18 protein-coding genes are annotated in these 22612 nt (G+C 56.7%); 8 read left to right on the forward strand and 10 right to left on the reverse strand.

Going from position 1 to position 22612, the window contains the following annotated elements:
- Window positions 1-76 precede the first annotated feature (76 nt).
- A complete protein-coding gene (gene thrC, locus FHS18_RS14165; RefSeq protein WP_183600711.1) occupies window positions 77-1465 on the forward strand; it encodes a threonine synthase in 1389 nt (462 codons plus the stop codon).
- Between the two features lie 109 nt (window positions 1466-1574).
- Here thrC and greA read toward each other — a convergent pair whose 3' ends face one another.
- A complete protein-coding gene (greA, locus tag FHS18_RS14170) occupies window positions 1575-2054 on the reverse strand; it encodes a transcription elongation factor GreA (protein WP_183600712.1) in 480 nt (159 codons plus the stop codon).
- Window positions 2055-2425: 371 nt separating this feature from the next.
- On the opposite strand from greA, the gene FHS18_RS14175 reads away from it, so the two are divergent.
- A complete protein-coding gene (locus FHS18_RS14175; protein ID WP_183600713.1) occupies window positions 2426-3040 on the forward strand; it encodes an acetate uptake transporter in 615 nt (204 codons plus the stop codon).
- Window positions 3041-3217: 177 nt separating this feature from the next.
- Window positions 3218-3730 carry a hypothetical protein gene (locus FHS18_RS14180; protein WP_409348585.1) on the forward strand — a complete coding sequence of 171 codons (513 nt, stop codon included), beginning with the start codon at window positions 3218-3220 and terminating at the stop codon, window positions 3728-3730.
- Between the two features lie 88 nt (window positions 3731-3818).
- Here the strand turns inward: FHS18_RS14180 and rlmN are convergent, their stop codons facing one another.
- The 4 genes from rlmN to FHS18_RS14200 form a co-directional block, all read right to left on the reverse strand.
- Complete coding sequence (gene rlmN, locus FHS18_RS14185) at window positions 3819-4904, reverse strand: dual-specificity RNA methyltransferase RlmN (protein WP_183600714.1); 1086 nt, start codon at window positions 4902-4904, stop codon at window positions 3819-3821.
- Window positions 4905-5100: 196 nt separating this feature from the next.
- Window positions 5101-7653, reverse strand: a complete 2553-nt coding sequence (locus tag FHS18_RS14190) for a J domain-containing protein (RefSeq protein WP_183600715.1) — start codon at window positions 7651-7653, stop codon at window positions 5101-5103.
- A 1-nt stretch (window position 7654) separates the two neighbouring features.
- Complete coding sequence (locus tag FHS18_RS14195) at window positions 7655-9355, reverse strand: molecular chaperone HscC (protein ID WP_183600716.1); 1701 nt, start codon at window positions 9353-9355, stop codon at window positions 7655-7657.
- Between the two features lie 141 nt (window positions 9356-9496).
- Window positions 9497-11407: a beta-N-acetylhexosaminidase gene (locus FHS18_RS14200; protein WP_183600717.1), complete on the reverse strand. Its 1911-nt coding sequence runs from the start codon at window positions 11405-11407 to the stop codon at window positions 9497-9499.
- 270 nt (window positions 11408-11677) lie between these two features.
- Between FHS18_RS14200 and FHS18_RS14205 the strand changes: the two genes are divergently transcribed.
- The gene (locus FHS18_RS14205; protein ID WP_183600830.1) at window positions 11678-12724 is read left to right on the forward strand and encodes an LLM class flavin-dependent oxidoreductase; all 1047 of its coding nucleotides are present in this window, start codon (window positions 11678-11680) and stop codon (window positions 12722-12724) included.
- A 106-nt stretch (window positions 12725-12830) separates the two neighbouring features.
- On the opposite strand, the gene FHS18_RS14210 is transcribed toward FHS18_RS14205, so the two are convergent.
- Window positions 12831-13184 (reverse strand): GIY-YIG nuclease family protein, encoded by a 354-nt coding sequence (locus FHS18_RS14210; RefSeq protein ID WP_183600718.1) that lies wholly within the window; start codon window positions 13182-13184, stop codon window positions 12831-12833.
- A gap of 133 nt (window positions 13185-13317) precedes the next feature.
- Window positions 13318-13776: a RidA family protein gene (locus tag FHS18_RS14215; RefSeq protein WP_183600719.1), complete on the reverse strand. Its 459-nt coding sequence runs from the start codon at window positions 13774-13776 to the stop codon at window positions 13318-13320.
- 195 nt (window positions 13777-13971) lie between these two features.
- On the opposite strand from FHS18_RS14215, the gene FHS18_RS14220 reads away from it, so the two are divergent.
- From FHS18_RS14220 to FHS18_RS14235, 4 genes are all read left to right on the forward strand, one after another.
- Entirely contained in the window at window positions 13972-14814 is an 843-nt protein-coding gene (locus FHS18_RS14220; protein ID WP_183600720.1) for an Hcp family type VI secretion system effector, read from the forward strand.
- Window positions 14815-14840: 26 nt separating this feature from the next.
- Window positions 14841-14990: a hypothetical protein gene (locus FHS18_RS14225; RefSeq protein WP_183600721.1), complete on the forward strand. Its 150-nt coding sequence runs from the start codon at window positions 14841-14843 to the stop codon at window positions 14988-14990.
- 32 nt (window positions 14991-15022) lie between these two features.
- Entirely contained in the window at window positions 15023-15577 is a 555-nt protein-coding gene (locus FHS18_RS14230; protein WP_183600722.1) for an Hcp family type VI secretion system effector, read from the forward strand.
- A 125-nt stretch (window positions 15578-15702) separates the two neighbouring features.
- Window positions 15703-16287 carry a hypothetical protein gene (locus FHS18_RS14235; RefSeq protein ID WP_183600723.1) on the forward strand — a complete coding sequence of 195 codons (585 nt, stop codon included), beginning with the start codon at window positions 15703-15705 and terminating at the stop codon, window positions 16285-16287.
- 14 nt (window positions 16288-16301) lie between these two features.
- Here the strand turns inward: FHS18_RS14235 and FHS18_RS14240 are convergent, their stop codons facing one another.
- From FHS18_RS14240 to FHS18_RS14250, 3 genes are all read right to left on the reverse strand, one after another.
- Window positions 16302-17945, reverse strand: coding sequence for a thiamine pyrophosphate-binding protein (locus FHS18_RS14240; RefSeq protein ID WP_183600724.1), 1644 nt, complete (start codon window positions 17943-17945; stop codon window positions 16302-16304).
- A gap of 28 nt (window positions 17946-17973) precedes the next feature.
- A complete protein-coding gene (locus tag FHS18_RS14245; protein ID WP_183600725.1) occupies window positions 17974-20766 on the reverse strand; it encodes a bifunctional diguanylate cyclase/phosphodiesterase in 2793 nt (930 codons plus the stop codon).
- Window positions 20767-21106: 340 nt separating this feature from the next.
- Window positions 21107-22318, reverse strand: a complete 1212-nt coding sequence (locus FHS18_RS14250; RefSeq protein ID WP_246427637.1) for a chromate transporter — start codon at window positions 22316-22318, stop codon at window positions 21107-21109.
- Window positions 22319-22612: the final 294 nt, after the last annotated feature.

The following is a 22612-nucleotide window of genomic DNA, read 5'->3' on the forward strand; positions in this document are numbered from 1 at the left end:
TGGTTAGCTACTCCTTGATTTGCTTCGTGATCAATTGGCGGCTTTTTGAACAACCTCATAGACAAGGGGACCAATCATGCAATATATCAGCACACGAGGGCAGGTAGCCCCGATCGGCTTTATTGACGCTATTCTCATGGGTCTGGCAGACGACGGCGGTCTGCTCGTCCCAACCCATCTCCCGCAGCTGTCGCAAGAGACGCTGGCCGCTTGGCAGAAGCTGTCTTACTCCGAGCTCGCGCTCGAAGTATTCTCGCTGTTCATCGGCGACGAGATTCCGCGCGAAGACTTGAAGAAGCTCGTCGACGACAGCTATGCCACATTCCGCGATCCGGCGGTTACGCCCGTTCGCAAGATTAACGACAACTTGCACGTGCTCGAGCTGTTCCATGGCCCGACCTTTGCCTTCAAGGACATCGCGCTTCAATTCCTGGGCAATCTGTACTCGTATGTATCGGGCAAGACCAACTCCATCATTCACATCCTTGGCGCTACTTCGGGCGACACCGGCGCTTCGGCGATCGAAGGCGTACGCGGCAAGGAAGGCATCCGCATCTGTATCCTTCACCCGCATGGCAAGGTAAGCAAGGTGCAAGAGCTGCAGATGACGACGATCGATGATGCGAACGTACTGAATCTGGCCGTGGAAGGCACCTTCGACGACTGCCAGCGCATCATCAAGGAGCTGTTCGCGGACGTGGAGTTCAAGCACCACTATCATCTGCGCGCCATCAACTCGATTAATATCGCCCGCATTCTGGCGCAGACCGTGTACTACTTCTATGCGTACTTCCGTCTCGCGGAGCAAGGCGTCACGGCGAAGGTCAACTTCAGCGTACCGACAGGCAACTTCGGCGATATCTTCGCCGGCTATCTGGCGCAGAAGATGGGCTTGCCGATCAACAAGCTCATTCTGGCGACGAACGAGAACAATATCCTCGAGCGCTTCGTGCGCGAGGGCATCTACCAGCCGGGCGAATTCCGCGGCACGCACAGCCCGTCGATGGACATTCAAGTGGCGAGCAACTTCGAGCGTTACCTGTACTATCTGTGCGGAGAAGACGCTTCGGCCGTTGCTTCGATCATGGCGCAATTCAAGAACGAAGGACGGATCGAGATCGGCGCCGACAAACTGGCGCTCGTGCAAGCCGACTTCGACGCTTACGGCGTCCAGAACGAGGAATGCCTTGACACGATCAGCTCGTACTACGGCGAATACAGCTATCTGCTTGACCCGCATACTGCTTGCGGCGTAGCGGCGGGCGACCGCAAATCGGCTGAAGGCGAAGTAACGGTCGCCCTGTCGACGGCGCATCCGGCCAAATTCAACGAAGCGATCGAGCTTCGCAAGATCGAGCAGACGTATCCGGAGCAGATTCAGGCGCTGTTCAACAAGCAGCAGAAGGTTACGGTCGTTGGCGGTTCCAACGACGACGTGAAGGACGAGCTCGTGAAGTTCTTCTAATTTGTTCCACGTGTAACAAGTTTACGGCTGGTTCTCAGCCGCTGAAGCATAGAGAAAGCCCCGATTCGGATGACCGAATCGGGGCTTTCTCACTCTACATGGACTTCGGCTAGACAGCGCGAATCTCCAACACTTCGTATTCCATAACGCCCATTGGCGCAGTCACGCTGATGACGGCGCCGACCGATTTGCCGATCAATTCTTTGCCGAGCGGGCTCTCGTACGAGATGCGGTTCTCCAGCACATCCGCCTCGGCCGGACCCACGATCCGGTATTCCACCTTCTCGTCGAACTCCCGGTCATGTACCGTTACGGTCGATCCGATCTGCACCACGGAGGCATTCAGGCTGTCCGCATCGACGACGCGCGCTTTACGGATCATTCGCTCCAATATCTGGATTCTCGTCTCCATATGAGCCTGATCGTCCTTAGCCGAATGGTATTCGCTGTTCTCTTTCAAGTCACCATAACTAATTGCGACCTTAAGGCGTTCCGCCAGTTCTTGCCTTCTCGGACCTTTAAGCTCCTCAAGCTCCTCTTCGAGCTTTTGGAGCCCTTCGCGGGTTAAAATCACTTCTTCTTTCGCCATTCCAATTCACTCCTGCCCATGCCAATCTCATTCTATTGTAACGTATATTCCTTCTTAGCACAGCTTAGTTCCGTTATTTCCTTCCCATGAAGGGGGATTTATTGAAATGCGCTACCTTCTAGCATGCCCGAACCTGCGTCCGGATATGAGGATTCTGCCAAACTTTATCCATAATATCCATTGACTATTCATTGAAAACAGGAAGTTTTTCTTTCATCCCGGCGTCAAGCTATGTTACAATCTACAGCTGTGTCCAGTAGATGCAATCTGTTCAGACAGGCCGTATCCGGACCTGGCATCATGCATTAGCGTTAGGCTTGTCTTAGCCCTGAGCAGCCAGATCGACAACCATATTGGGGGTATTATTGAACGTGCAACAACCATCATCCACCGCAGTCAAAATCACGAACGCCGACCCGAGCGCGCTCGGCTTATTCGGTCTGGCTATCGTTACGCTCGTAGCCTCTTCGCAGAAGCTCGGCATTACCACCGGCCTTAGCTATGCTATTCCTTGGGCTATCTTCCTCGGGGCATGCGCGCAGCTATTCGCCTGCATCGAAGACTCGAAGCGCGGCAACACGTTCGGCACGACCGCTTTCGGCGCCTATGCCTTCTTCTGGTTCGCCATGGCAGGCAATTGGCTGATCAAGCTCGGCGTGTTCGGCAGCACATTGGCGGAGGGCGTGGAGCCGAAGCAGCTTGGTTTTGCTTTTGCCGGCTATCTGGTATTCACGATCTTCATGACGATCGGCGCGGTCGAGACGAACAAAGTGCTGTTCTTCATCTTCTTCCTCATTGACTTCCTGTTCCTTGGGCTTGCGATGGATGCATTCGGCGTCGCGCCGGACTTCTTCCACGCGATGGCCGCATATGCGGAACTCTGCATCGGAATTCTCTCTCTGTACGGTGCGGGCGCCAATGTCCTGAACGCCCACTTCGGCAAGGTATTCCTGCCGATCGGCAAACCGTTCGGTATTTTCAAATAAATGCTTCACCGCAAAAGCTCCGCTGGCGTTCATCGCCGGGCGGAGCTTTTGTCGTTAGACGAAAGGCGAATAAAATCAGTCTTAAGGCCGAGCTTGCCCCTTCCCTCGAGTAGGGCGACAAGCGCAAGCAGCTATGCTAATCTGAGATTAACAATAATACATAAAGGAGTGAATCTCTTGAACCGGAACGGCAACGCCTTTATCGGCGGCATTCTCGTCCTTCTCGGCATCTTCATGTTCATGCGCGGGCCGATCAACTTTGGTGTAGGCACGATCTTCACGTATTTCTGGCCGACGCTGTTCGTCCTGCCGCTCAGCGTCTTCTTCCACTGGATGTACTTCAGCGTGATGCAGCGGCGCGGGATCGGGCTGCTCGTGCCCGGCGGCGTACTGTTCACCGTCGCGATCGTCTGCCAGGTATCCATGCTGTTCGACGCTTGGCACTATATGTGGCCGGGCTTCATATTGGCGCCTGCGGTCGGACTATTCGAACTGTATTGGTTCGGCGGCCGCAACAAGTACCTGCTCATCCCGATTAATATCCTGACGATTCTATCGGTGCTGTTCTTCGCCATTTTCTCGATCGGGACGTTATTCAGCAACCTGTCGGGCTTGCAGCCTTTCATCGCGGCCGCGCTTATCGCGGGCGGGGGCTTGCTGATCTTGATGCGCAAGCAGCGGCAGCATTAAGCATGGCTTACACTTGCCTAGATAGGCACAAAGGAGCGTCTCCCAAGCGGGGGACGCTCCTTTGCATACCTCTTCTATCGCGATCGTTCTAGCCAACGCCGAGACGGTCCTTCTCAGCCCGGATCTGCTTGCTGCGCAGCTGCCCGCAGGCGGCGTCGATGTCGACGCCATGCTCGAGGCGGACGCTGACGCTGACGCCTTGCTTCTTGAGCGTATCGTAGAAGCCCCGGATCGTCTCTTGATCCGGACGCTGGTACTGGCTGTGCTCATCCACCGGGTTGTACGGGATGAGATTGACGTTAGCCAACTGCTTCAGCTTGCCCTCGCCGATCAGCTGCGCCAGCTCGAGCGCATGCTCCTTCTGGTCGTTCACGTCGCGCAGCATAATATACTCCAGCGTAATGCGGCGGTTCGTACGGTCCAGATAGTAGTTGATCGCGTCCATAAGAGTCTCGATCGGAATCGCTTTGTTGATGACCATGATCTTGGTGCGAAGCTCATTATTCGGCGCGTGCAGCGAGATCGCCAAGTTCACGCCGAGGTCGGAGTCCGCGAATTCGCGGATTTTCTTGGCAAGACCGCTGGTCGATACGGTAATATGGCGCGGTCCGATCGCCAGGCCCTTATGGTCTTTCACGACGCGGATGAAGTTCGACATATGCTCGTAATTATCGAACGGCTCGCCGATCCCCATAACGACGATGTGGCTGACGCGTTCGCCAAGGCCCGCCGCGTCCAGATGCAGCTGCACCTTCATGATCTGCTCGACGATCTCGCCGCTCGTCAGGTCGCGGCTTTTCTTCAGCAGGCCGCTCGCGCAGAAGCTGCAGCCGATGTTGCAGCCTACCTGAGTCGTGACGCAGACCGAGAGACCGAACTTATGGCGCATAAGCACCGTCTCGATCAGATTGCCGTCCGTCAGCTTGAACAGGAATTTGACCGTCCCGTCCGAGGATTGCTGCTTCACATGCTCCTCCAGCGTCTGAATCGCATAATGCTCTTCAAGCACCCGGCGCAGCTCCGCGTTCACGTCCTCCATCGCCGCGAAGTCGGTGACGCGCTTGCGGTACAGCCAATCCCATACCTGCTGCGCCCGGCCTTTCTTATGCCCGCGCTCGCCCAACCATGCGGTTAATTGCTCTAAAGTTAATCCATAGATGGATGGTGTACTCATTGTTTTCTTCCTCATTTCAAAACGAAAAATGCAGACCTCATGTCTGCTTGATGCCGATATTACAGGGTATGATCCTTCTAGTATTGTCCCAGAATCTTTTTATTAAAACAAGGGTAGAATGCGCGCGGGCTTGCTTAAAAAAGAAGAATCCGCCCTTGGATGGGCGGACTCGCTCCTAACGTGCGTATACGTTGCTTTATTGATCCCGCTTCGTCCTGAAACGATCGAAGAACCGTTCTTTCTTCTCCTTAATCATCTCATCGCGCTTGGCCAGCGTATCCTCGTGTTCGGGATCAAGTTCGAGAATCCGGTCGCAGACGACAAGCGCTTTGCGGATCGAGCCTTGCTCCTTCAAGAGAAGCATCTTCAGATGGAGCATGCTGATATGCTCGCCATCCACGCGCAATCCTTCCTGCACGATTGCGAGCGCTGCCTCGTGCCGGCCTTGCATGAACAGCGACCATCCGAGGAAATCGCACGCATTCGTGTTATCGCCCTCCATCTCCAGCACAATTCGGCACAGGCGTATGCATTCTTCATAATCCTTGCCCAGGAAGAAGTGTGCCTCGATCAAGGAACCATAAGCGCGAATGAAAGTGGGGTCAAGCTCGATCGCCCGGTTGAGGTGTTCCAAACACGCCTCGTAACGGCCCATCTGGCGCTCTAGCTCGCCGATCTGGGAAGGGTACACCGCCGTCTGGTCATTAATGGCCATCGCTTGCTTATACGCTTCTATCGCATCGTCCATCTGCCCTCTTCTGCGATAGACGTCGCCGATAATATCGTAGTACTGATCATGCTTCGACGGATCTTCAATAAGGGAGATCGCCTGCTCCGCCTCGGTCAGCGCTTCATCGTCGCGGTTGCTTAAGTATAAGCTGTACGCCCTATAGAACCGGGCCCGCTCCATCCCGCTCCGTTCAATGACCTGATCGAATAGGCGGATGGCTTCTTCATAGTTGTCCATGTCATAATGGCACAAGCCACGGCAATAGACCGCTTCTGTATTGTTCTCGTCGAGCTCCAGCGCGAGTTCGCACCAGCCGATCGCTTCCGCATATTGGCCGTTCGCCCGCAGGACCTCGGCTTTCCACCGGTACAGCTGGCTGCTCTTCAGATTAAGGCTGTCGGCCTTCTGGAACACGAGCAAAGCTTCCTCGAACTGACGCACATGCACCAGTATTCTCATCTTCGTGACATAGGCCTCCGCATACCCCTCGAACAGGCGGAGCGCTTCCTCGCACGCGTCGTAACTTTCCTGATACCGCTCCAGGCCCAGCAAAGCCTCCGCCATATGCCGGTGCGCGTTCGGACTTGCCGGCTCCAGCGCGATGGCGCGCGCCGCGCTGTCGAGCGCTTCCTCGTATCTGGCCTGCTTGTTCAGCATGTAGGCCTTGTTATTGTAGATGACGGCGGCATTCGGCTTAACGGCCGCGGCCTGCTCGTAATACAGGACGGACTGTTCGAGCTGTCCGAAGTGTTCGAGCATATGGGCTTTGGAGAAGAGCAGTTCGTAGTCGGCCGGGAACAGATCCAGCCCTTTATTCACCGTCACCAACGCCAATTCGTGCTTGTCCATGCGCAGCAGCGCTTGCGTCATATACTCATACACTTTGGCCGTCTGCTGGCGCTGCTCCACCTCGCTAAGCAGCTTATAGCTTGTCTCCGCGTTGTTCGTCTCGCAATAAGCCACGGCCAGCTTGTACGCGAGCTCCATGTCCTGCGGGTGTTCGTCCCATTGCGGACGCAGCTGCTCGATTTGGAAATGATAAGCCGAAGTCAGCAGGTGGTACACCTCATGATCATGCGGGAGAATCCCTTTAAGCGTCGTGAGATGCTCGATCGCGCCGTCGTAGTTGCCCAAGCTCACGCCGCTCTTGCCTAACGTGAACAGCACATCGGCCATATCCGGCCGGCGCGGCAGAATGACGGCGCAGTCCTCATACGCCTCCGCGAATCGCCCGGTCCGGTACATCAGAATGCTGTGGAAATACCGGGCATAAAAGTCGTCCGCATCTTGCTCGAGCAAGCCGGACAGCAAGCGCTCTGCCTCATCTAGCCGCCCGTTGGCCATCGCGAACCTTGCCTTGAGCACGTGAAGATCCGGATGCCAAGGGGCAAGCGACTCGGCTTGGTCGATCGCGGTCCTCGTCCCGTAGTAATCGTAGGCATCGACCGCGTTGGAGCCGTCATGATAAGCCGCGATGAATACATCCGCATCGCCTTCCTTGCAATCGCGCAGGGCCTCATAACGGAAGAAATTGTCCGTGCGGACCTTATTCATCACAAAGTCGATAAAGTTGCGGTCGAAGCGGTCATACAGCTTATCCTTCTGCCGATCCCATCGGAACCGCTCGTTAAGCAGCGTCCAGACCGCGAACGGAATATAATAATGATCCGATAGGAAGTGGAGGATGCGGCGGCTGATCTCCTCGCCCGTATCAAGCTGGTGGCATGCATCGTCATCCAGCAGCTGCCGCCAAGCCTCTGGTTCCAGACGGCTCTTGTAGTCGGCATACAGCGCCGTGAACCGGTTCATGAAGCGCAGGACCGGATCATTCGCGTCTTCTTCCTCCTCCTGCAAGCCCTGCTGCGCAGCCGCGAGCGCCTGCTCGTACGCTTCGCGCAAGCGTTGGAATCCTTCCGGGTCGGTCTCCGGGCTATGGACCTTCAGGAGGCGGGTATAGGCCCGCTTAATTTCTTTGGGATCCGTGGTCGGATCGATCCCCAGCACATCAAATCCACGCATGTTATAGCCCTCCCTGGCCTTCCATCGTATCGAAAATGTCGCGAAGCTGCTGCTTCATCTCCGCAATCTGCTTCGGCTCCTGCTGATCCAACGCTTCCTCGAACAAACGCAGCAAGCGGGCGATCTCGCCGCGTTCCTCGCCGATCCGCTCCTCGTACAGCCGCTCGCCCCGAGCGACGAGCCACTTGTTGTCCTGCAGCTCCCGCGGATGGATCTTCAGCCCGGAGAGTTCCTCCAGACGGCCGGCGATTTCTTCCTTGGTCATATGACCTGGGTCCTTCTCAATGACGAGCGACTTCTTCAGCCCCGTGGAGACGACCGTGACCTCGACCTCCAGCAGGCCGTTCACATCGTACGTGTACCGGACATCGACCGCTTCCTCGCCTGCGCGCTTGGACGGAACCGGCACATTCAGCTCCCCTAGAAAAATATTGTCACGCGACAGCCGCGCCTCGCCCTGCAGGATATCGATGCGAATCAGCTTCTGCTGATCCGCCATCGTGAAGAAGCGTTCCATCCGGCTGACGGGAATCACCGTATTCCGTTCGATGATCGGGCAGAAATGGCCGCTCTCCGAGAACCCGCCGCTGCGTTTGAACGCGACGCTCGTGCCGAGCGTATAAGGGCAGACGTCCGTTAGCACCACCTCGCTGAAGCTCGCATTCCGCTCCTTGAGCGCTGCCTGGATGCCCGATCCGATGCCGACGATTTCATCCGGATTGACGTTGGCATAAGCCAATTTGCCGAACAGCCGGCTGACGAACGTGCGGATGAAAGGCAGCTTCGCCGCTCCGCCCACCAGCAGAATCGCTTCGATGTCCCTCACCTTCAGCGATGCGTCGCGCAGCGCGCGCTCGATGGGTTCCCGCAATCGTTGCAGCAGCCCTTTGGAGGCCTCCTCGTATTGCTCCAACGTCACCTCGAACGTCAGCAGCGAGTCCGCAACCGGGCAGGTCATGATCGCATGGCGTTGGCTGGCGAATTGCCGCTTGGCCTCTTCCGCCTGCTTATAGATCAAGGCTTGCGTCTGGGGCTCTATCTCCTCTGCCTTAAGCCCGTGATGCTTCATGAACATCGCGGTCAGCACCTCGGTGAAATCCTCGCCGCCCAGGTAGTTATCGCCCGCCACGGCCCGGACCTCCATCACCTGATCGAACAGCTCGAGAATGGAGACGTCGAACGTCCCGCCGCCAAGGTCGAAGACGAGGAATTTCGTATCCGCATCCTTCAAGTGAATGCCGTAAGCAAGCGCCGCGGCCGTCGGCTCCGTGATGAGCCGCTCCACCCGCAAGCCGGCCATCTCGCCGGCACGCTTGGTTGCCTTGCGCTGCGCGTCGCTGAAGTAGGCCGGCACGCTGATGACCGCTTCGTGCACGGGCTGTCCCAGATAATGCTCCGCATCCGCCTTAAGCGATTGAATGACCAGCGCGGAGAGCTCCTCCGGGAGGAATTCTTTATCGCCCAGCCGATATGTTTTCTTCGATCCCATATATCGTTTGAATACGGCGGCAGTGGCATGCGGATGCGAGATCAGCCGTTCTTTGGCGATCTGTCCCACGAGGATGCCGCCATCCTCATCCCTGCTAACAACCGATGGCGTCAAATGCTGGCCTAGCGCGTTCGGAATGACAATGGCCTCTTCCCCCGCGCAATACGTGACCAAACTGTTCGTCGTCCCCAGATCAATACCGATGATTGCCATGTTGCCCCACCCTCCTTACAGTACCTTCAAATTTCTGTAGCATCGCCCCAATTTCCTCCTGCCGTGACGAACCGCCAGCCGGCGAACGCCAACAAGGGAGCATCGCCAATAGGCAACGCTCCCCAACCTCTCCCATACCGATCAGAACGGGCTCAACACGTGAAAAAAGACATTCGGCGTCGCCATCCGGTAATACCAGCTGCACCAGCCGGCTCCCTTGTCATTGAAGCGGTTGACGCTGCTGTAGACCAGCCGCTCCTGCTCCAGTTCCTCGATCCGGTCAAGCGTCCCGCCGACGTACGCCATCAGCCTGTGCGAGGCGGTATCCAGACGGCTGATCACGCCGCCGTAGCGGATGTCGAGCACCTCCCAGCCGAACGGCTTGAACATTCGCATCCACTGGTCCCGGTGCGCCAGGCGCAGCTCCTGCACCTTGAAGGCGATATCGGGCAGCACCGCGCTTGCGATTCGCCGCAGCTCATCCCTGTCCTTCGCGTCGTAAGCCCGCTTGAGCTTAATGCCGACCTCGCTCTTGGCAGCAAGTACGGCGCATAGTTTCTCCGGCACCTCGAGCAGATAATCCAGCCTTGCCTCCGGCACCCGGCTCCCGCGGATCCGTTGTTCCAGCGCTGCATAATGGGCATCCATCGCCAATCCTTCGATCTGCTTGTCGAACAGCCCGAGCAGCACGTCCTGATAGAGCAGGAACTTCGATGGATTGCTCTGCTTGGCGTTGCCCGGCACGGCCCCCGGCGTCTCATCGAGGTATCGGAGCTGCAGGAACGCCTGCTCCTCTATCCCGGTGCAGAACTTCACCCGCTCCGCCAGCCGCGCCGGATCCGGCTCGCCCTCCGTATAGGCATGCTCGGCATAGAACTGCAGCCCGAGCAGCGCGATATACGGGTTGCTCTCCATGCCGTCGTCGCCCCACATCGTCGCATACACCTCGTCGATGCCTTCGCGCTTGCAGACGTTCAAAGCGCTGTTCGTCGCATTCAGCGACAAGCCGTAGTTGACGCCGAACGTATTGAATACCCAGACCGCCCCGGCGAAGACGAGGCGGCTCTTCAGCGGACGATGCTTGGCGATCAGCTTCGCGTAATCTTCCTGCTCCTGGTGGGCGTAATCCCAATAGACCATGTCCACGTCCTTCGGAATGCGGTCGGCCATCTCCTGCGGAATTTGCGTCTCCTGATCATAGTGCTCGGCGCCGCTTGCGGAGGCGAATTTTAGGAACATGTCGCTCCACATCATCGCTCTAAGGCCCCGCAGCCGCGTCATCGCCAGCACCTTCTCCAGATGCTCGATCATAATCTCGAAGCGCTCCTTGTGCCCGTTGCGGTCGAGATACCGGCCGCGCCCGAGCTCCTCCGCTTCATCCATCCCGATATGCAGCTTGTTGCTGCGGAACGGCGACGTCACGCTGTCGATCATCCGCTCGATCAGCTCCATCGTCCGCTCGTCCCCCGTCAGCAAGGCGCCCTTCGTATCCTTGTACGATTTCACCGCCTCCCACTTGAGGAATTCCTCCAGATGCGCCATCGTCTGAATGCTCGGGAACGCCTCGATCCCGAACAGGTCGGCATAATCGTCGATCTGGCTGAGCTCGGCGTGCGAGTAGCGGCCGCGCATGTAGCCGAAGTAAGGCTGGTCTTCAATCTGGTACGTGTCTTCCATGTACAGCATGACCGTATTGAGGCCCATGAGCGCCATCTTTCGCAGCATCAGCTTGAAGCTGTCCACCGTAAGCACGCCATTGCGGGACAGATCGAACATCGGGCCGATCTGCTTGAATCGCTGCTTCTCCTGAATCGCAAAATCCGCCCCGTCCGCTCCATACTGAACGAGCAGTCCCAACCCCCGGTAGAACTGATGCTTCTGCGCATACCTGATATAGGCTTGCCCGGAATCAAACCCGACCGCCAAGCCCTCCGGCGATGCCTCGACCTGCACGACGATCCCGTCCGACGCTTCCGCGAATGCAATCTCGCCCGCCAGCTCCCGAATGCCGGGCAGCAGTTCTTCCAACTCCCCTAAAAAACACAGCTTCATGTCACCCTACGCCTCCCCTAGCGCTGCTCATGCACAAATAGCCATCTGCTAGGAAGCGTAACATAGGGGGAGTGCACGGCCTAGAGCACATAACGACGATTTTTGATACCGATCAACGGAATTTTATCCCTTGCCAATCCTCAAGGGCTAGTCGCGCAATTAACTTCTGTTTAATAACCAACTTTATTTGTGAAAGTGACAAAAATGGAGTACACTAGAGGTAATCAATCTAGGAGGGGTTCAGTTATGACAGAACAGGCAGCAAAACGTATGGAGATCGGTATCAGCACATTCCTCGAGACGACACCAGATCCGACAACCGGACAGACGATTAGCCATGCCGAGCGGATTCGCAACGCCATTGAAGAGATCGTGCTCGCCGATCAGGTCGGCCTTGATGTATACGGCATCGGTGAACACCACCGCCCCGATTATGCCGGAAGTTCGCCGGAGACGGTATTGGCGGGTGCCGCGGCGATGACCAAGAACATCCGCCTGACGAGCGCGGTCACCGTCCTCTCCTCGGACGATCCCGTTCGCGTGTACCAAGCTTTCTCGACGCTTGATGCGATCTCTAACGGCCGGGCGGAGGTCATGGCTGGGCGCGGTTCGTTCATCGAGTCGTTCCCGCTGTTCGGCTACAGCTTGGATGACTACAATGAGCTGTTCGACGAGAAGCTGGAGCTGCTGCTCAAGATTCGCGAATCGGAGAAAGTATCGTGGCGCGGCGGCCACCGCCCGGCGATCAATGACCTCGGCGTCTACCCGCGCTCGGTTCAGCAGCCGCTGCCTGTGTGGATCGCCAGCGGCGGCAACCCGGAGTCGGCCATTCGCGCCGGCCTGCTCGGCCTTCCGATCGCCTTCGCGATCATCGGCGGCATGCCGGAGGGCTTCGCTCAGCTCGTCGACCTCTATAAGAGAGCGGCTATCCAGGCCGGCCATGATCCGAGCAAGCTGCAGATCGCGACGCATTCGCACGGTTTCGTCGCCGATACGACGGAGCAAGCCGCAGATGCCTTCTTCCTGCCTACGCAAGCGCAGATGAACGTCATCGGCCGCGAGCGCGGTTGGGGCCAGCCGTATAGCCGCGCCACCTTCGACGCCGCACGCAGCCTGCGCGGCGCGCTCTACGTCGGCGATCCGGAATTCGTCGCCGAGAAAATCGTGCTGCTGCGCAAAAACCTCGGCGTTACCCGTTTCTTCCTGCACGTGAACGTCGGCACGATGCCGCACCGCGAAGTGCTCCGCGCTATCGAGTTGCTCGGCACGAAGGTCGCGCCGATCGTGAACAAAGAGCTCGCCCGCATCGAAGGTTAAGCTCGGTCTCGCGAACTTGCCAGAGCCGGTTCTAACGCAAAAGCCATCCTCGTTCGATTCCCTAACGTAAAGGGCCGAATGCAAGGATGGCTTTTTGTGTCGCCGCTTATTGGCTCAGTTGCTGCGGATTGTACTTCGCCTTGTATTTGTTCGCGATGTAGATCTCGTAAATTTCCCGCTCGATCGGATCGTCGACGAGGCATACCTCGATCGTCGCCACTTCGCCCCGGTGATTCTTCATTGGCGATACGGTGTCTTCAAAATGCTTCTTGATCCGCTGACGCAGCTTGCGCGCCTTGCCGACGAACAGCATCTCGTCCTTATCGTTATAGAACATGAAGATCCCGCCCTTCTCGCGGGTAATCAGGTGGAAATCCGTGAAGCCATAGATATGGCTCATCTGCGGATCCGCCTCTTTTTTAATGGTCACTTCCGGTGCCGGAATCGTAATGTTAATCACGCTGTAATCACGTCCTCTTCCTATATAGGACTACATCCTATCACAAAAGCGTCTGCCGTACCATGAATATCGGTGCTTCCTTACGCTAGCTTTCCCCGACTAACCGCAAATCAAGCAGCCGCCAGCGCTTCTCTTACGCTTCCACCTCGAAAATCGAGTCCACGATAATCGGCAGATTGTCCCTAACCGATACGGCGCCGAGCACGGAGCGCGCATGTAAGCCTTTCTCCCCGAACACATCGAGCATCAAGTCCGAGCAGCCGTTCAGCACCTTATGATGCTCTTCGAATTCGGCCGTCGCATTGACGAAGCCTTGAATCTTCACGACCCGCTTCACCTTATCGAGCGAGCCTAATGCCGCCTTCAACACGGCCAACACTTCGATTCCCGCCTGCCGTGCGAACTGATAGCCCTCCTCCGTCGTGAAGGCTTGTCCGAGCTTTCCTTTCGGATGTCCGCCCGGTCCCTTGCCAGACACGAACATCAGCCCGTTCACGATCACGAAGTTGGCGTACCGGGCCGCAGGCTCGCTCGCATCCGGCAACGTTATGCCCAGCTCGGTTAGCCGTTGCTCTGCGCTATTTGCTTTCATTGCAGTTCCCCCTTGGACAGGTTATTGTAAATTACTTCCACTGTATGCCTGTCTGGCCTGAACGTCAATATGCAATAGGATCCCCTACTAACTTTCCGATGCGCAACCTCTCTGTGGAAGTTGTATTGGCAGCGCATACATACTCCACATCCGCCCCTCATATGATCAAAATGAATAAATGAGGAGGAGTCGTCCATGAGAAATCTGTTATTGGCCCTGCTTGCAAGCATGGTCATCGTCCTGGTTGCCATGCCTGCGCCGGCCGAGGCGGCATCCGCTTCTTCCACCGACATCCGGATCTATATGCAGCTGGACGGCATTGAGGGCGAATCGCGGGACAAAGGGTATGAGAAGTGGATTGCGCTGCAGGCGGTCGACTTCGAGCTCACCGGTCCCTCTGCCTGGGCCTCTCCTGCAGGGGGCGCAGGAAAAGCCAACTTCGAACGGTTCGAGATCGCCAAGCAGGTAGATTCCGCTACGATCCCGCTTCTGCTCAAGGAGGCCAAGGGCAGCTCCATCGCCGCAGGAACCATCGTATACACCCGCGCAGGAGCCCGCGGACCCACTCCTTATCTGACCTTCGACCTGCAGCATATTACGATCAGCAGTTATACGTACGATGCGGATACGGGGAGCGAATCCATCTCGCTCGGGTTCGGCGGGATCCGGTGGAGCTACTGGCCTTTGGACAGTAAAGGCACCCCCTCCGGCAAGCCTATTCAGGGGGAATGGAACTTTTCTCCCACCGATACGATAGCTCCGACGACCACCATTACATATGCTCCCGTCTTGTCGGCCGGCAATCGAATAACGGCGCTGTCCGTCACCCTTGCCACTGCCGATCTCGGCGGGTCCGGCGTCGCGAGGACCGAATACCGCATCAACGGCGGGACCTGGACCTCTTATACGGGCGCGTTCACGATCGAGGCGGCGAGCACGCATACGCTCGAATGGCGCAGCATCGATGCGGCGGGCAACAGCGAGAAGACCTGGTCGGCCGACTTTGATGAAGGGACGCCGCCAAGGCAGGCTGCCTAATCCGAAGAAGAGAGGAACGTGTTAGCATGGAGAATGAGAAGAAGAGCAAGAAAGCGTGGACTCCCCCTACGCTGGAGGTGCTGGACATCCAGCTCACGCAAGAGACGCCAAGCATCTGGCAATTCATCCAGACCGGCGATAACAGCTGGAAGCGCGAGTTCGTATTGGAATCCTAATTCCACACCTGACCGGAAAGGAAGTCGTTTCGATGAAAAAGCTAATGGCCTCCCTGCTCGCCGTTTTCCTGCTGCTCCTGCATGCGCAAGCTTCCCCGGCATCCGCCGCCGCGTCGGGCCAAGGGTATCAAGTGTTCCTACAATTGGAAGGTATTCAAGGCGAATCGACCGTTAAGGGGTATGAGAAATGGATCGAGCTTTCCTCGTTAAGCTATCAATTTGCCTCGAGCGGCGCGGTCTTCCAACCCGGTATCGGCGGTGGAGGCAAGGTGAGCTTCGACAGCTTCGCCATTGCGAAACAGTTCGATGCCTCCTCCATTCCCCTCATGCTCCAGGCGTTCGGAGGCAAGTCGATTCCGAAGGGCAAGATTGTATTCACCCGTGCGAATAAAGGCAGCCTCACGCCAATCCTCATGTTCGAACTCGATGAAATATTCGTGCAGGATTACAGCTTCTCCGATACGCAGGAGGATATCAAGCTGGTCTTCTCCACAATCAAATGGACGTATTGGCCAATCGATGCCAAAGGCTCCCCGATGAAGCCGATCACGGGCGGATGGGATATCGAGCAGCATAAACCGGCGTAAGCTGCCTGAGCGCCACCGCATAGAACGCAAGCAAACCCGTGAGCATGCTGCTCACGGGTTGCTTTATGTCCCTATCATTGCCGTATAATGGATATTAGTTCATATTGAAGGAGGCTGTTCCCCCCATGAATCATCCTGCTCACGCCATGTCCAAGGCCGAAGCGATGGACAAGCTCATCGAGGCCTATTCCGAACCATGGAGCAGCTCCGCGATCATCGACATCGTCCGCGAGGCGTTCTCGTTGGATCTGAACGCGCTCTCCGATCTGGTTCGCCCGCCGAGGGACGTATTCGAAGACTTCTTGTCGCAGCGGCAAGATGCGCCCATAACGGGGACGGACATTCGCCGCCGGCTCAATGAAGCGGTCGGCATTAACCTGGACGGATTATCGGCCCTGGATGGCGCCCGATTCTCGCTGTTCTCCAAGGGCCAATGGATGGTCCGCGGCGAGCGCGATCTGTTCGTCATTCATACCGGACCCGGCGACATCGACGCCACGATCCTCACGACCGACCATTATGTCCAGTTGACGGGTACGACCGAGCTCCCGCCGCAGCTGAAGGACGACTTGACCGCGCTCGGCTACCGCTACGACGAGACCAAGCAGGTCTACACCTATTCCGATCCCGGCGGCAATGCGGTACCCGATGCCTTCAAGGGACAGACCATCCGAGCGATCCGCCAAGCGATCGGGCAGTTGGCTCCTTAAATAATCATGACCTCTTATTTGCCGAACGAGGACAGGAATTTCACGCGGTCCCCCATTGGAGGCGTATTGTTATCTTTCAATGCGACCTCCAGGATCGCAGGTCCGTTCGTGCCGAGCAATTGCCCTACGGTCTCTTCGTCGATCTCCTCCAGACTGTTCGCCCGGAAGCTTGGAATCCCCATCGCCGCAGCCATCGCGGCAATATTCGTGTCCGTCTGCTCGAACGATGGATGGGTGCGCTTGAATTGCAGCGAATGCCCGTGGTACACCATCCCAAGACGGGCATTGTTCATGACGACGAACAGAATCGGCAACCCCTGCTCTTTCGCCGTCAGAATCTCCATCCCGTGCATGAAGAAGCATCCGTCCCCTGTAATCGCCACGACCGGCCGCTCCGGATCCGCCAATTTGGCGCCAAGCGCAGTGCTAATCCCTGTTCCCATTGCACCGAAGTGGACGTTAATGTCGAAGGTATCATAATCGCGTACGTTCAAGTAGTGAATGACATAAGACATGAACTCGCCGATATCGACCGTATACCGCGTATTGGCCGGCAGCAACTGCTGAATGGTTCTCAGCACGTTGGCCGTATTGTATTCGTCTCCGGTTACGGCAGCCGACGTGGCCGCTTGCGGTGCCAGACCCGCTTCCGATCTCGACAATCCGAGCACGCGCAGCTCCTCGATGAGCATCAACAAGCTCAGATTGATATCGCCGAGCACCGGCAGGTCGATCTCGTATTTGCGGTTGAATACCGTCTGGTCAAAATCGAGCTGAATCGTATACCGCCCGCGATTCAGACTCATGTTGTAGTTATTCGTGGCCGTCTCGCCCAAGCTCGAGCCTACGATGAGCAGCGCTTCCGCGCTTCCCTCCGCGACGAGATTGGAGGCCGCTTCATGACCTGCGAAGCCGAAGACGCCGACGTGCAGCGGATGGGTATCCGGAATGAAACCTTTGGCCTGCGGCGTCGTCATAATCGGCCAGTTCAGCATCTCCGCCAGCTCGAGCATCAAGTCCACCGAGCCGCGTACGCCTTGACCGACCAGAATGCATCCTTCTTGCTTGCTCGCCATCGCGCGTGCAGCTTCTTGAATCGCAGCCAACTCCGGAACCATCGGCTTGCGGCCAGGCAATACCGGAATCTCATGCAAGGCGACCTCGGCATGTTGGACATCGATCGGAATCGCGACATGGACCGGACCCGGCACGCCGGAGACCGCGATCTGGCACGCTTTGGCTACTTCGGCGAGCAGGTCGCTTGCGTCCTTCACATGGACGCTGTACTTCGTCACGGGGCGGAATACAGGCGCAACGTCCAGCTCCTGCGAGGCATTGAGGCCCATCGTATTCACGGGCACCGCGCCGGTAAGGAACAGGACGGGCAGATGCTCGCGCATCGCGTTCGCCGCGCCGGTCACCAAGTTCGTGGCGCCAGGTCCGCTGCAGCCGATCGCGACGCTCAGCTGACCCGCATATTTGGCATACGCGCAAGCCATGTAGGAAGCGGCTCCTTCGTGTTTGGTGACGACCGGTTCAATCTCCGGAAGCTCATTGAGTTGATCGAAGAAGGCATTCACGGAGCCTGCTGGAATCCCGAAGATATGTTTGACGCCGTTCTCTCGTAAAAATTCTAATACTGCACGGGCTGCTTTCATTATTACTCCTCCAACCTAGAATTCATTGTTACCGCGTAAAAAACTGCTGTTCAATATCCGCCGCTTTCATCGGACGGCTGAAATAGTAGCCTTGCATCAAGAAGCAGTCGCGCCCAGCCAGAAAATCCACATGCTGTTCGGTCTCGACGCCCTCCGCAATGACACTGAGGTTCAAGTTCTGCGCCAAGGTGATGATGGTGTTCGTAATGGCCGCATTGTCATCATCCTGCGGAATGTCCTGAAGGAAGGACTTGTCGATCTTCAGCGTATCGATCGGCAGTGTTCGCAAGTAACCCAAGGAAGAATAGCCGGTGCCGAAGTCATCAATCGCGATCTTGATGCCTAAGTCCTTCAGCTCTTTCATGGTCTCCAATGTCAGATCCCGGTTCTTGATGATTAAATTCTCGGTTAGCTCGAGATGCAGATATTCGGCTGACAGGTGAGCCTCCTCCAGGACGCTCTTGACCATCGTGAACAGATTGTTCTGTTCGAATTGCCGTGCGGACAAATTAACCGCCATGCTGATCGGCGGATAGCCAAGCTGCTGCCATACCTTCAGCTGTCTGCATGCCTCCCGCAGCACCCATTCGCCGATTGGCACGATTAAGGCCGTCTCTTCCGCAATCGGGATGAACTGGTCGGGGGCAATCATGCCCTTCTTCGGATGGAACCAGCGGAGCAGCGCCTCTACCCCGACAATCTGCTTCGTCTTGTTGTTAATCTGCGGCTGATAGTAGAGGACCAGCTCGTTCTGATCCAGCGCACGGTACAGGTCATTCTCCAACTTCACGTTCTCGAAGGTACGCGAATCCATCCCGTCGCTGAAGAAATGATAGCTATTGCCCGAGATCTCCTTGGACTTGTACATCGCCGTGTCAGCGTTCTTGATCAGCGTCTCGGACGTATCCCCGTTCGCAGGGAACAGGCTGATGCCGATGCTCGTCTTAATATAGATCTCATGGTCCAGCAGCTGGAACGGTGCAGCGAACGCATCGATAACGGTATGAACGACTTCCAGCACTTCTTGCTCGCCTTCGATATCCGGCAAGTAGATCGTAAATTCGTCGCCGCCCTGCCTCGACACGGTGGCAGTCTTCGGCACGCAGTCGCTCAGCCGCTTGGCCACGTCGCGCAGCAGTTCGTCCCCGACGCTGTGTCCGAGCGAGTCGTTAATGAACTTGAAGCGGTCCAGATCAAGATAGAGGAGCGCGAGCTTCTCGCCTTTTTGCTGGGCGTGGATAATGCCCTGATTCAGCCGATCCTTCAGCAGGACGCGATTAGGCAGATCGGTGACACTATCAAAGTAGGCATGGTATTTGATCTCTTCTTCCATCTGCTTCCTTTGCGTGATATCTTTGAACGTGACCACCTCGCCGACAATCTCATCGCCTTCGCGGATGGCGGAGATGACGTATTCGACGGGGAAGCTGGACTGATCCTTGCGGTAGAATCGCGGGTCCATGTCACGGTGATCCCAATTGCCGTCAAGCTGCGGCAAGCCTTGCTGCTCCAAGAGCCGGCGGCTGCTGTTAAAAATAATCGTGTACGGCTGTCCGATCAGCTCGTCGCTTGTTTCGTAGCCGAGCATGTGCACCCCCGCAGGATTGCAGAAGGTTATGTTGCGGCACAAGTCCAGTCCGAAGATGCCTTCTCCGGCGGAGTTCAGGATGAGTTCCTTCTCCCGGCTCAGCTGCTGCAGCTCGGCGATAACCCGCTCGAGCTCCTTGTTCTTGACCGTAATCTCGGAGGTGCGCTCCTCGATGAGAATCTCTTGCTTCTCCATATAGAGCAAATTCGATAAGGTCGAAGCTGTCGCATCGACGATCGATTGGGCTAGTTGGATGTCCGTATCCGAGAAGACCAGATTGCCTTCGCCCAGATCGACCACCGAGATGACGCCCAGTACCTCGCCCATCGATACGAGCGGAAGCATGAAGATGCCCTTGATGCCGAAGTTGCGGCACAGCTCATGATTCGGACGGTCATCATTGAACACATCCGGGATGAGTACGGATCGCTTCGTACGGATCGCGTCCTGGAAGACGCCGTCATTGCTTTCATCGATCGGGCTCTTACTGTGCGTCGTGATCCAATCTTCCTCGGTCCAATCGCTGTCCTTGCTCAGCTTGGCCGGTCGAATCTTCCGCTCCGTGATCGGGTCGAGCAGGTGCACCCCGATGTTCGCGTTGCCCAGCACACGCCCCAGATAGGAGAAGCACGCATCCAGACTCTCCTGGAGCGTCGAGCACATCGCCAGATCACGTGTCACATCGAGAAGCAGCTGCTTCTCGGCGATGAGGTTCTCCTTATGCGTCAGATTGCGGGCATTCTGTATGGCGACTGCGGCCATATTGACGTAAGCTTCTACAGACTGAATCTCGGACTCCGTCAAATTCATCGGAATGCCATAGTCGAACAAGAAGACAAGGCCAAACAACTCCTGCTCGAAGGAAATCGGAAGAACGAGCAGCGACTTGATCTGGAAGCCTTCCACTGCCCGCGGATCGGGACGGCTGTCTTTGGAGGTATCCGGAATATAGATGGTCTTCTTCGTCTCGATCACTTCTTTGGCCAGCAGGTCCATCTCGGTGTCCACCACATGCATGTTCAGTGTCCACCCATTGATGACCTGCGGCTTGCCCACGTATCCCCGGAACGACCCATCCGCCTGCGGCAAATAGATGCCCACGGAGTCGCATTGGACGATCTCTTCGGATATCGCCGCCGTGACGTGCTCGAGTACATCGCGCAGTTCCAGCTTGGTGTTGATTAATTTGGTCAGATGCGCAAGACGAGAATACCTCTTTTGCTCCTTAAACATGCCTCAGACCCCGCTCCCACAAAATATATTGCTCTATATAAAACCTGCTGACAGGCTTTTGCTGCATCACTCTACCAAAAACATTACATAACTATTCTACAAAATTCTACAATAAATATCGATTTCCTTTTATTAGTTTAATTTTTTAATTGAACCCTTGAGAATATCGGGAAAAACTGCCAATCAAATGCAGCCGCAGAGCCGACTTCAGCATTTTGTCCCCTCGTTTTTTCGCTTCTTCCGAAATGGGAAAAAGGATAATTTTTACTATACTTACAGATACCTTGCGAATCCTTCCTTCAATACGAAAATGACCTCTGGCGCACCAGAGGTCATAGGGTCATATCCAGCCGAGCAGCACGCCCCCTGCCGCCCCCGTGAGCACGACTGCCCAGGAGGGCAGCTTCCAGTAGGCCAGCATCGCGAACAAGATCAAAGCGAGCGCGCAATCCGCAGGCGCCGCGATCGCCGTCGTCCATAAAGGATCGTACAAGGCCGCCAGCAAAATACCGACCACCGCCGCATTCACGCCCGTGAGGATCCCTTGAATGCGCGGGCTGCGCCGCAGGCTGTACCAGAACGGAAGCGCGCCTGCTACCAGCAGAAATCCGGGCAAGAAGATTCCAGCCGTCGCGATGGCGGCTCCGAACACGCCATCGGCTCTGGCGCCCAAATAACTCGCGAAGGTGAACATCGGCCCCGGGATCGCCTGCGCGGCGCCGTAACCGGCCATGAATTCGTCGCCGCCCAGCCACGCCGGGACGAATTCCCGCTCGAGCAGCGGCAACACCACATGTCCGCCGCCAAAGACGAGGGCCCCCGCCCGATAGAAGCTGTCCAGCATCGCAAGCCACTTGGCGTCCCATATCTCTCTTAGCAGCGGCAAGCCTGCCAAGAGGATCGCGAAGAGCGTCAAGCAGCCCACTGCGAGCTTGCGGCTGATCGCGATCGGCACCGGCTCGGCAGCGACCGGCTGCTCTTTGCGGTACAGCCATAGTCCGGCTAAGCCAGCCGCCGCAATGACGAGCACCTGGCCGTAAGCCGTCGGCCACAACAGCACCGCCGTTGCCGCCAATACCGCCACCGTCGCCAGCGTCCGGCCTTGCGCCAACTTCTGCCCCATGCCGAGCAGCGCGTGCGCCACTACGGCTACCGCTACAATCTTAAGCCCGTGAATCCACCCTGCGCTTGCGATGTCCGCGCCTTGCAGCAGCAAGGCGAATATGGTCATGATCACGACAGAAGGCAGAGTGAACCCGGCCCAGGCGATTAGGCCGCCCAGCCAGCCTGCCCGCACAATGCCGACGCCGATGCCAACCTGGCTGCTGGCCGGTCCAGGCAGGAATTGGCAGAGCGCGACGAGATCGGCATAGTTCCTTTCGTCCATCCACTTGCGGCGGACGATATATTCGTCGTGAAAATAGCCGAGATGGGCGATCGGTCCGCCGAACGAGGTCAGCCCCAGCTTGGCCGATACTGCGAACAGTTCCAGCAGCGTCCGGGTTCGACCCCCTGCGCGCATGGTTGGACTTCCTTGCGAATTGGCTTCCATCTGGTATGCAAGCTCCTTTATCGGAATAAAATGATTTCCTTCGTCGTATCAGTTATCCGAAGTATAGCAAGCCGAGCCCGTCCGTTCTAGACGTCGATTGTAAATTTTCAATTAATCGTAAATATGACGGTTTTTCATTGCTAATTCGCGCCGAAAACAAAATAATAGAAAGCAGGTTATTTTCCGCAAGTCACACAAGGTGAAACGGCTAACGCCGTCTTTGATGGCGTTGGCGCGTTTCATTCCAGAGAAATAGAAGGGTGATTTATAAGCGTGTAACCGTATAAATTCTTA

The organism is Paenibacillus phyllosphaerae (genome assembly GCF_014192105.1).
Classification (GTDB): Bacteria; Bacillota; Bacilli; order Paenibacillales; family Paenibacillaceae; genus Paenibacillus_Z; species Paenibacillus_Z phyllosphaerae.

Excerpts from the sequence above, each read along its gene's own strand:
- thrC (WP_183600711.1), top strand. The coding sequence starts at position 77 with ATGCAATATATCAGCACACGAGGGCAGGTAGCCCCGATCGGCTTTATT.
- greA (WP_183600712.1), bottom strand. The coding sequence starts at position 2,054 with ATGGCGAAAGAAGAAGTGATTTTAACCCGCGAAGGGCTCCAAAAGCTC.
- rlmN (WP_183600714.1), bottom strand. The coding sequence starts at position 4,904 with ATGAGTACACCATCCATCTATGGATTAACTTTAGAGCAATTAACCGCA.
- FHS18_RS14190 (WP_183600715.1), bottom strand. The coding sequence starts at position 7,653 with ATGCGTGGATTTGATGTGCTGGGGATCGATCCGACCACGGATCCCAAA.
- FHS18_RS14195 (WP_183600716.1), bottom strand. The coding sequence starts at position 9,355 with ATGGCAATCATCGGTATTGATCTGGGGACGACGAACAGTTTGGTCACG.
- FHS18_RS14200 (WP_183600717.1), bottom strand. The coding sequence starts at position 11,407 with ATGAAGCTGTGTTTTTTAGGGGAGTTGGAAGAACTGCTGCCCGGCATT.
- FHS18_RS14205 (WP_183600830.1), top strand. The coding sequence starts at position 11,678 with ATGGAGATCGGTATCAGCACATTCCTCGAGACGACACCAGATCCGACA.
- FHS18_RS14215 (WP_183600719.1), bottom strand. The coding sequence starts at position 13,776 with ATGAAAGCAAATAGCGCAGAGCAACGGCTAACCGAGCTGGGCATAACG.
- FHS18_RS14220 (WP_183600720.1), top strand. The coding sequence starts at position 13,972 with ATGAGAAATCTGTTATTGGCCCTGCTTGCAAGCATGGTCATCGTCCTG.
- FHS18_RS14225 (WP_183600721.1), top strand. The coding sequence starts at position 14,841 with ATGGAGAATGAGAAGAAGAGCAAGAAAGCGTGGACTCCCCCTACGCTG.
- FHS18_RS14230 (WP_183600722.1), top strand. The coding sequence starts at position 15,023 with ATGAAAAAGCTAATGGCCTCCCTGCTCGCCGTTTTCCTGCTGCTCCTG.
- FHS18_RS14235 (WP_183600723.1), top strand. The coding sequence starts at position 15,703 with ATGAATCATCCTGCTCACGCCATGTCCAAGGCCGAAGCGATGGACAAG.
- FHS18_RS14240 (WP_183600724.1), bottom strand. The coding sequence starts at position 17,945 with ATGAAAGCAGCCCGTGCAGTATTAGAATTTTTACGAGAGAACGGCGTC.
- FHS18_RS14245 (WP_183600725.1), bottom strand. The coding sequence starts at position 20,766 with ATGTTTAAGGAGCAAAAGAGGTATTCTCGTCTTGCGCATCTGACCAAA.
- FHS18_RS14250 (WP_246427637.1), bottom strand. The coding sequence starts at position 22,318 with ATGGAAGCCAATTCGCAAGGAAGTCCAACCATGCGCGCAGGGGGTCGA.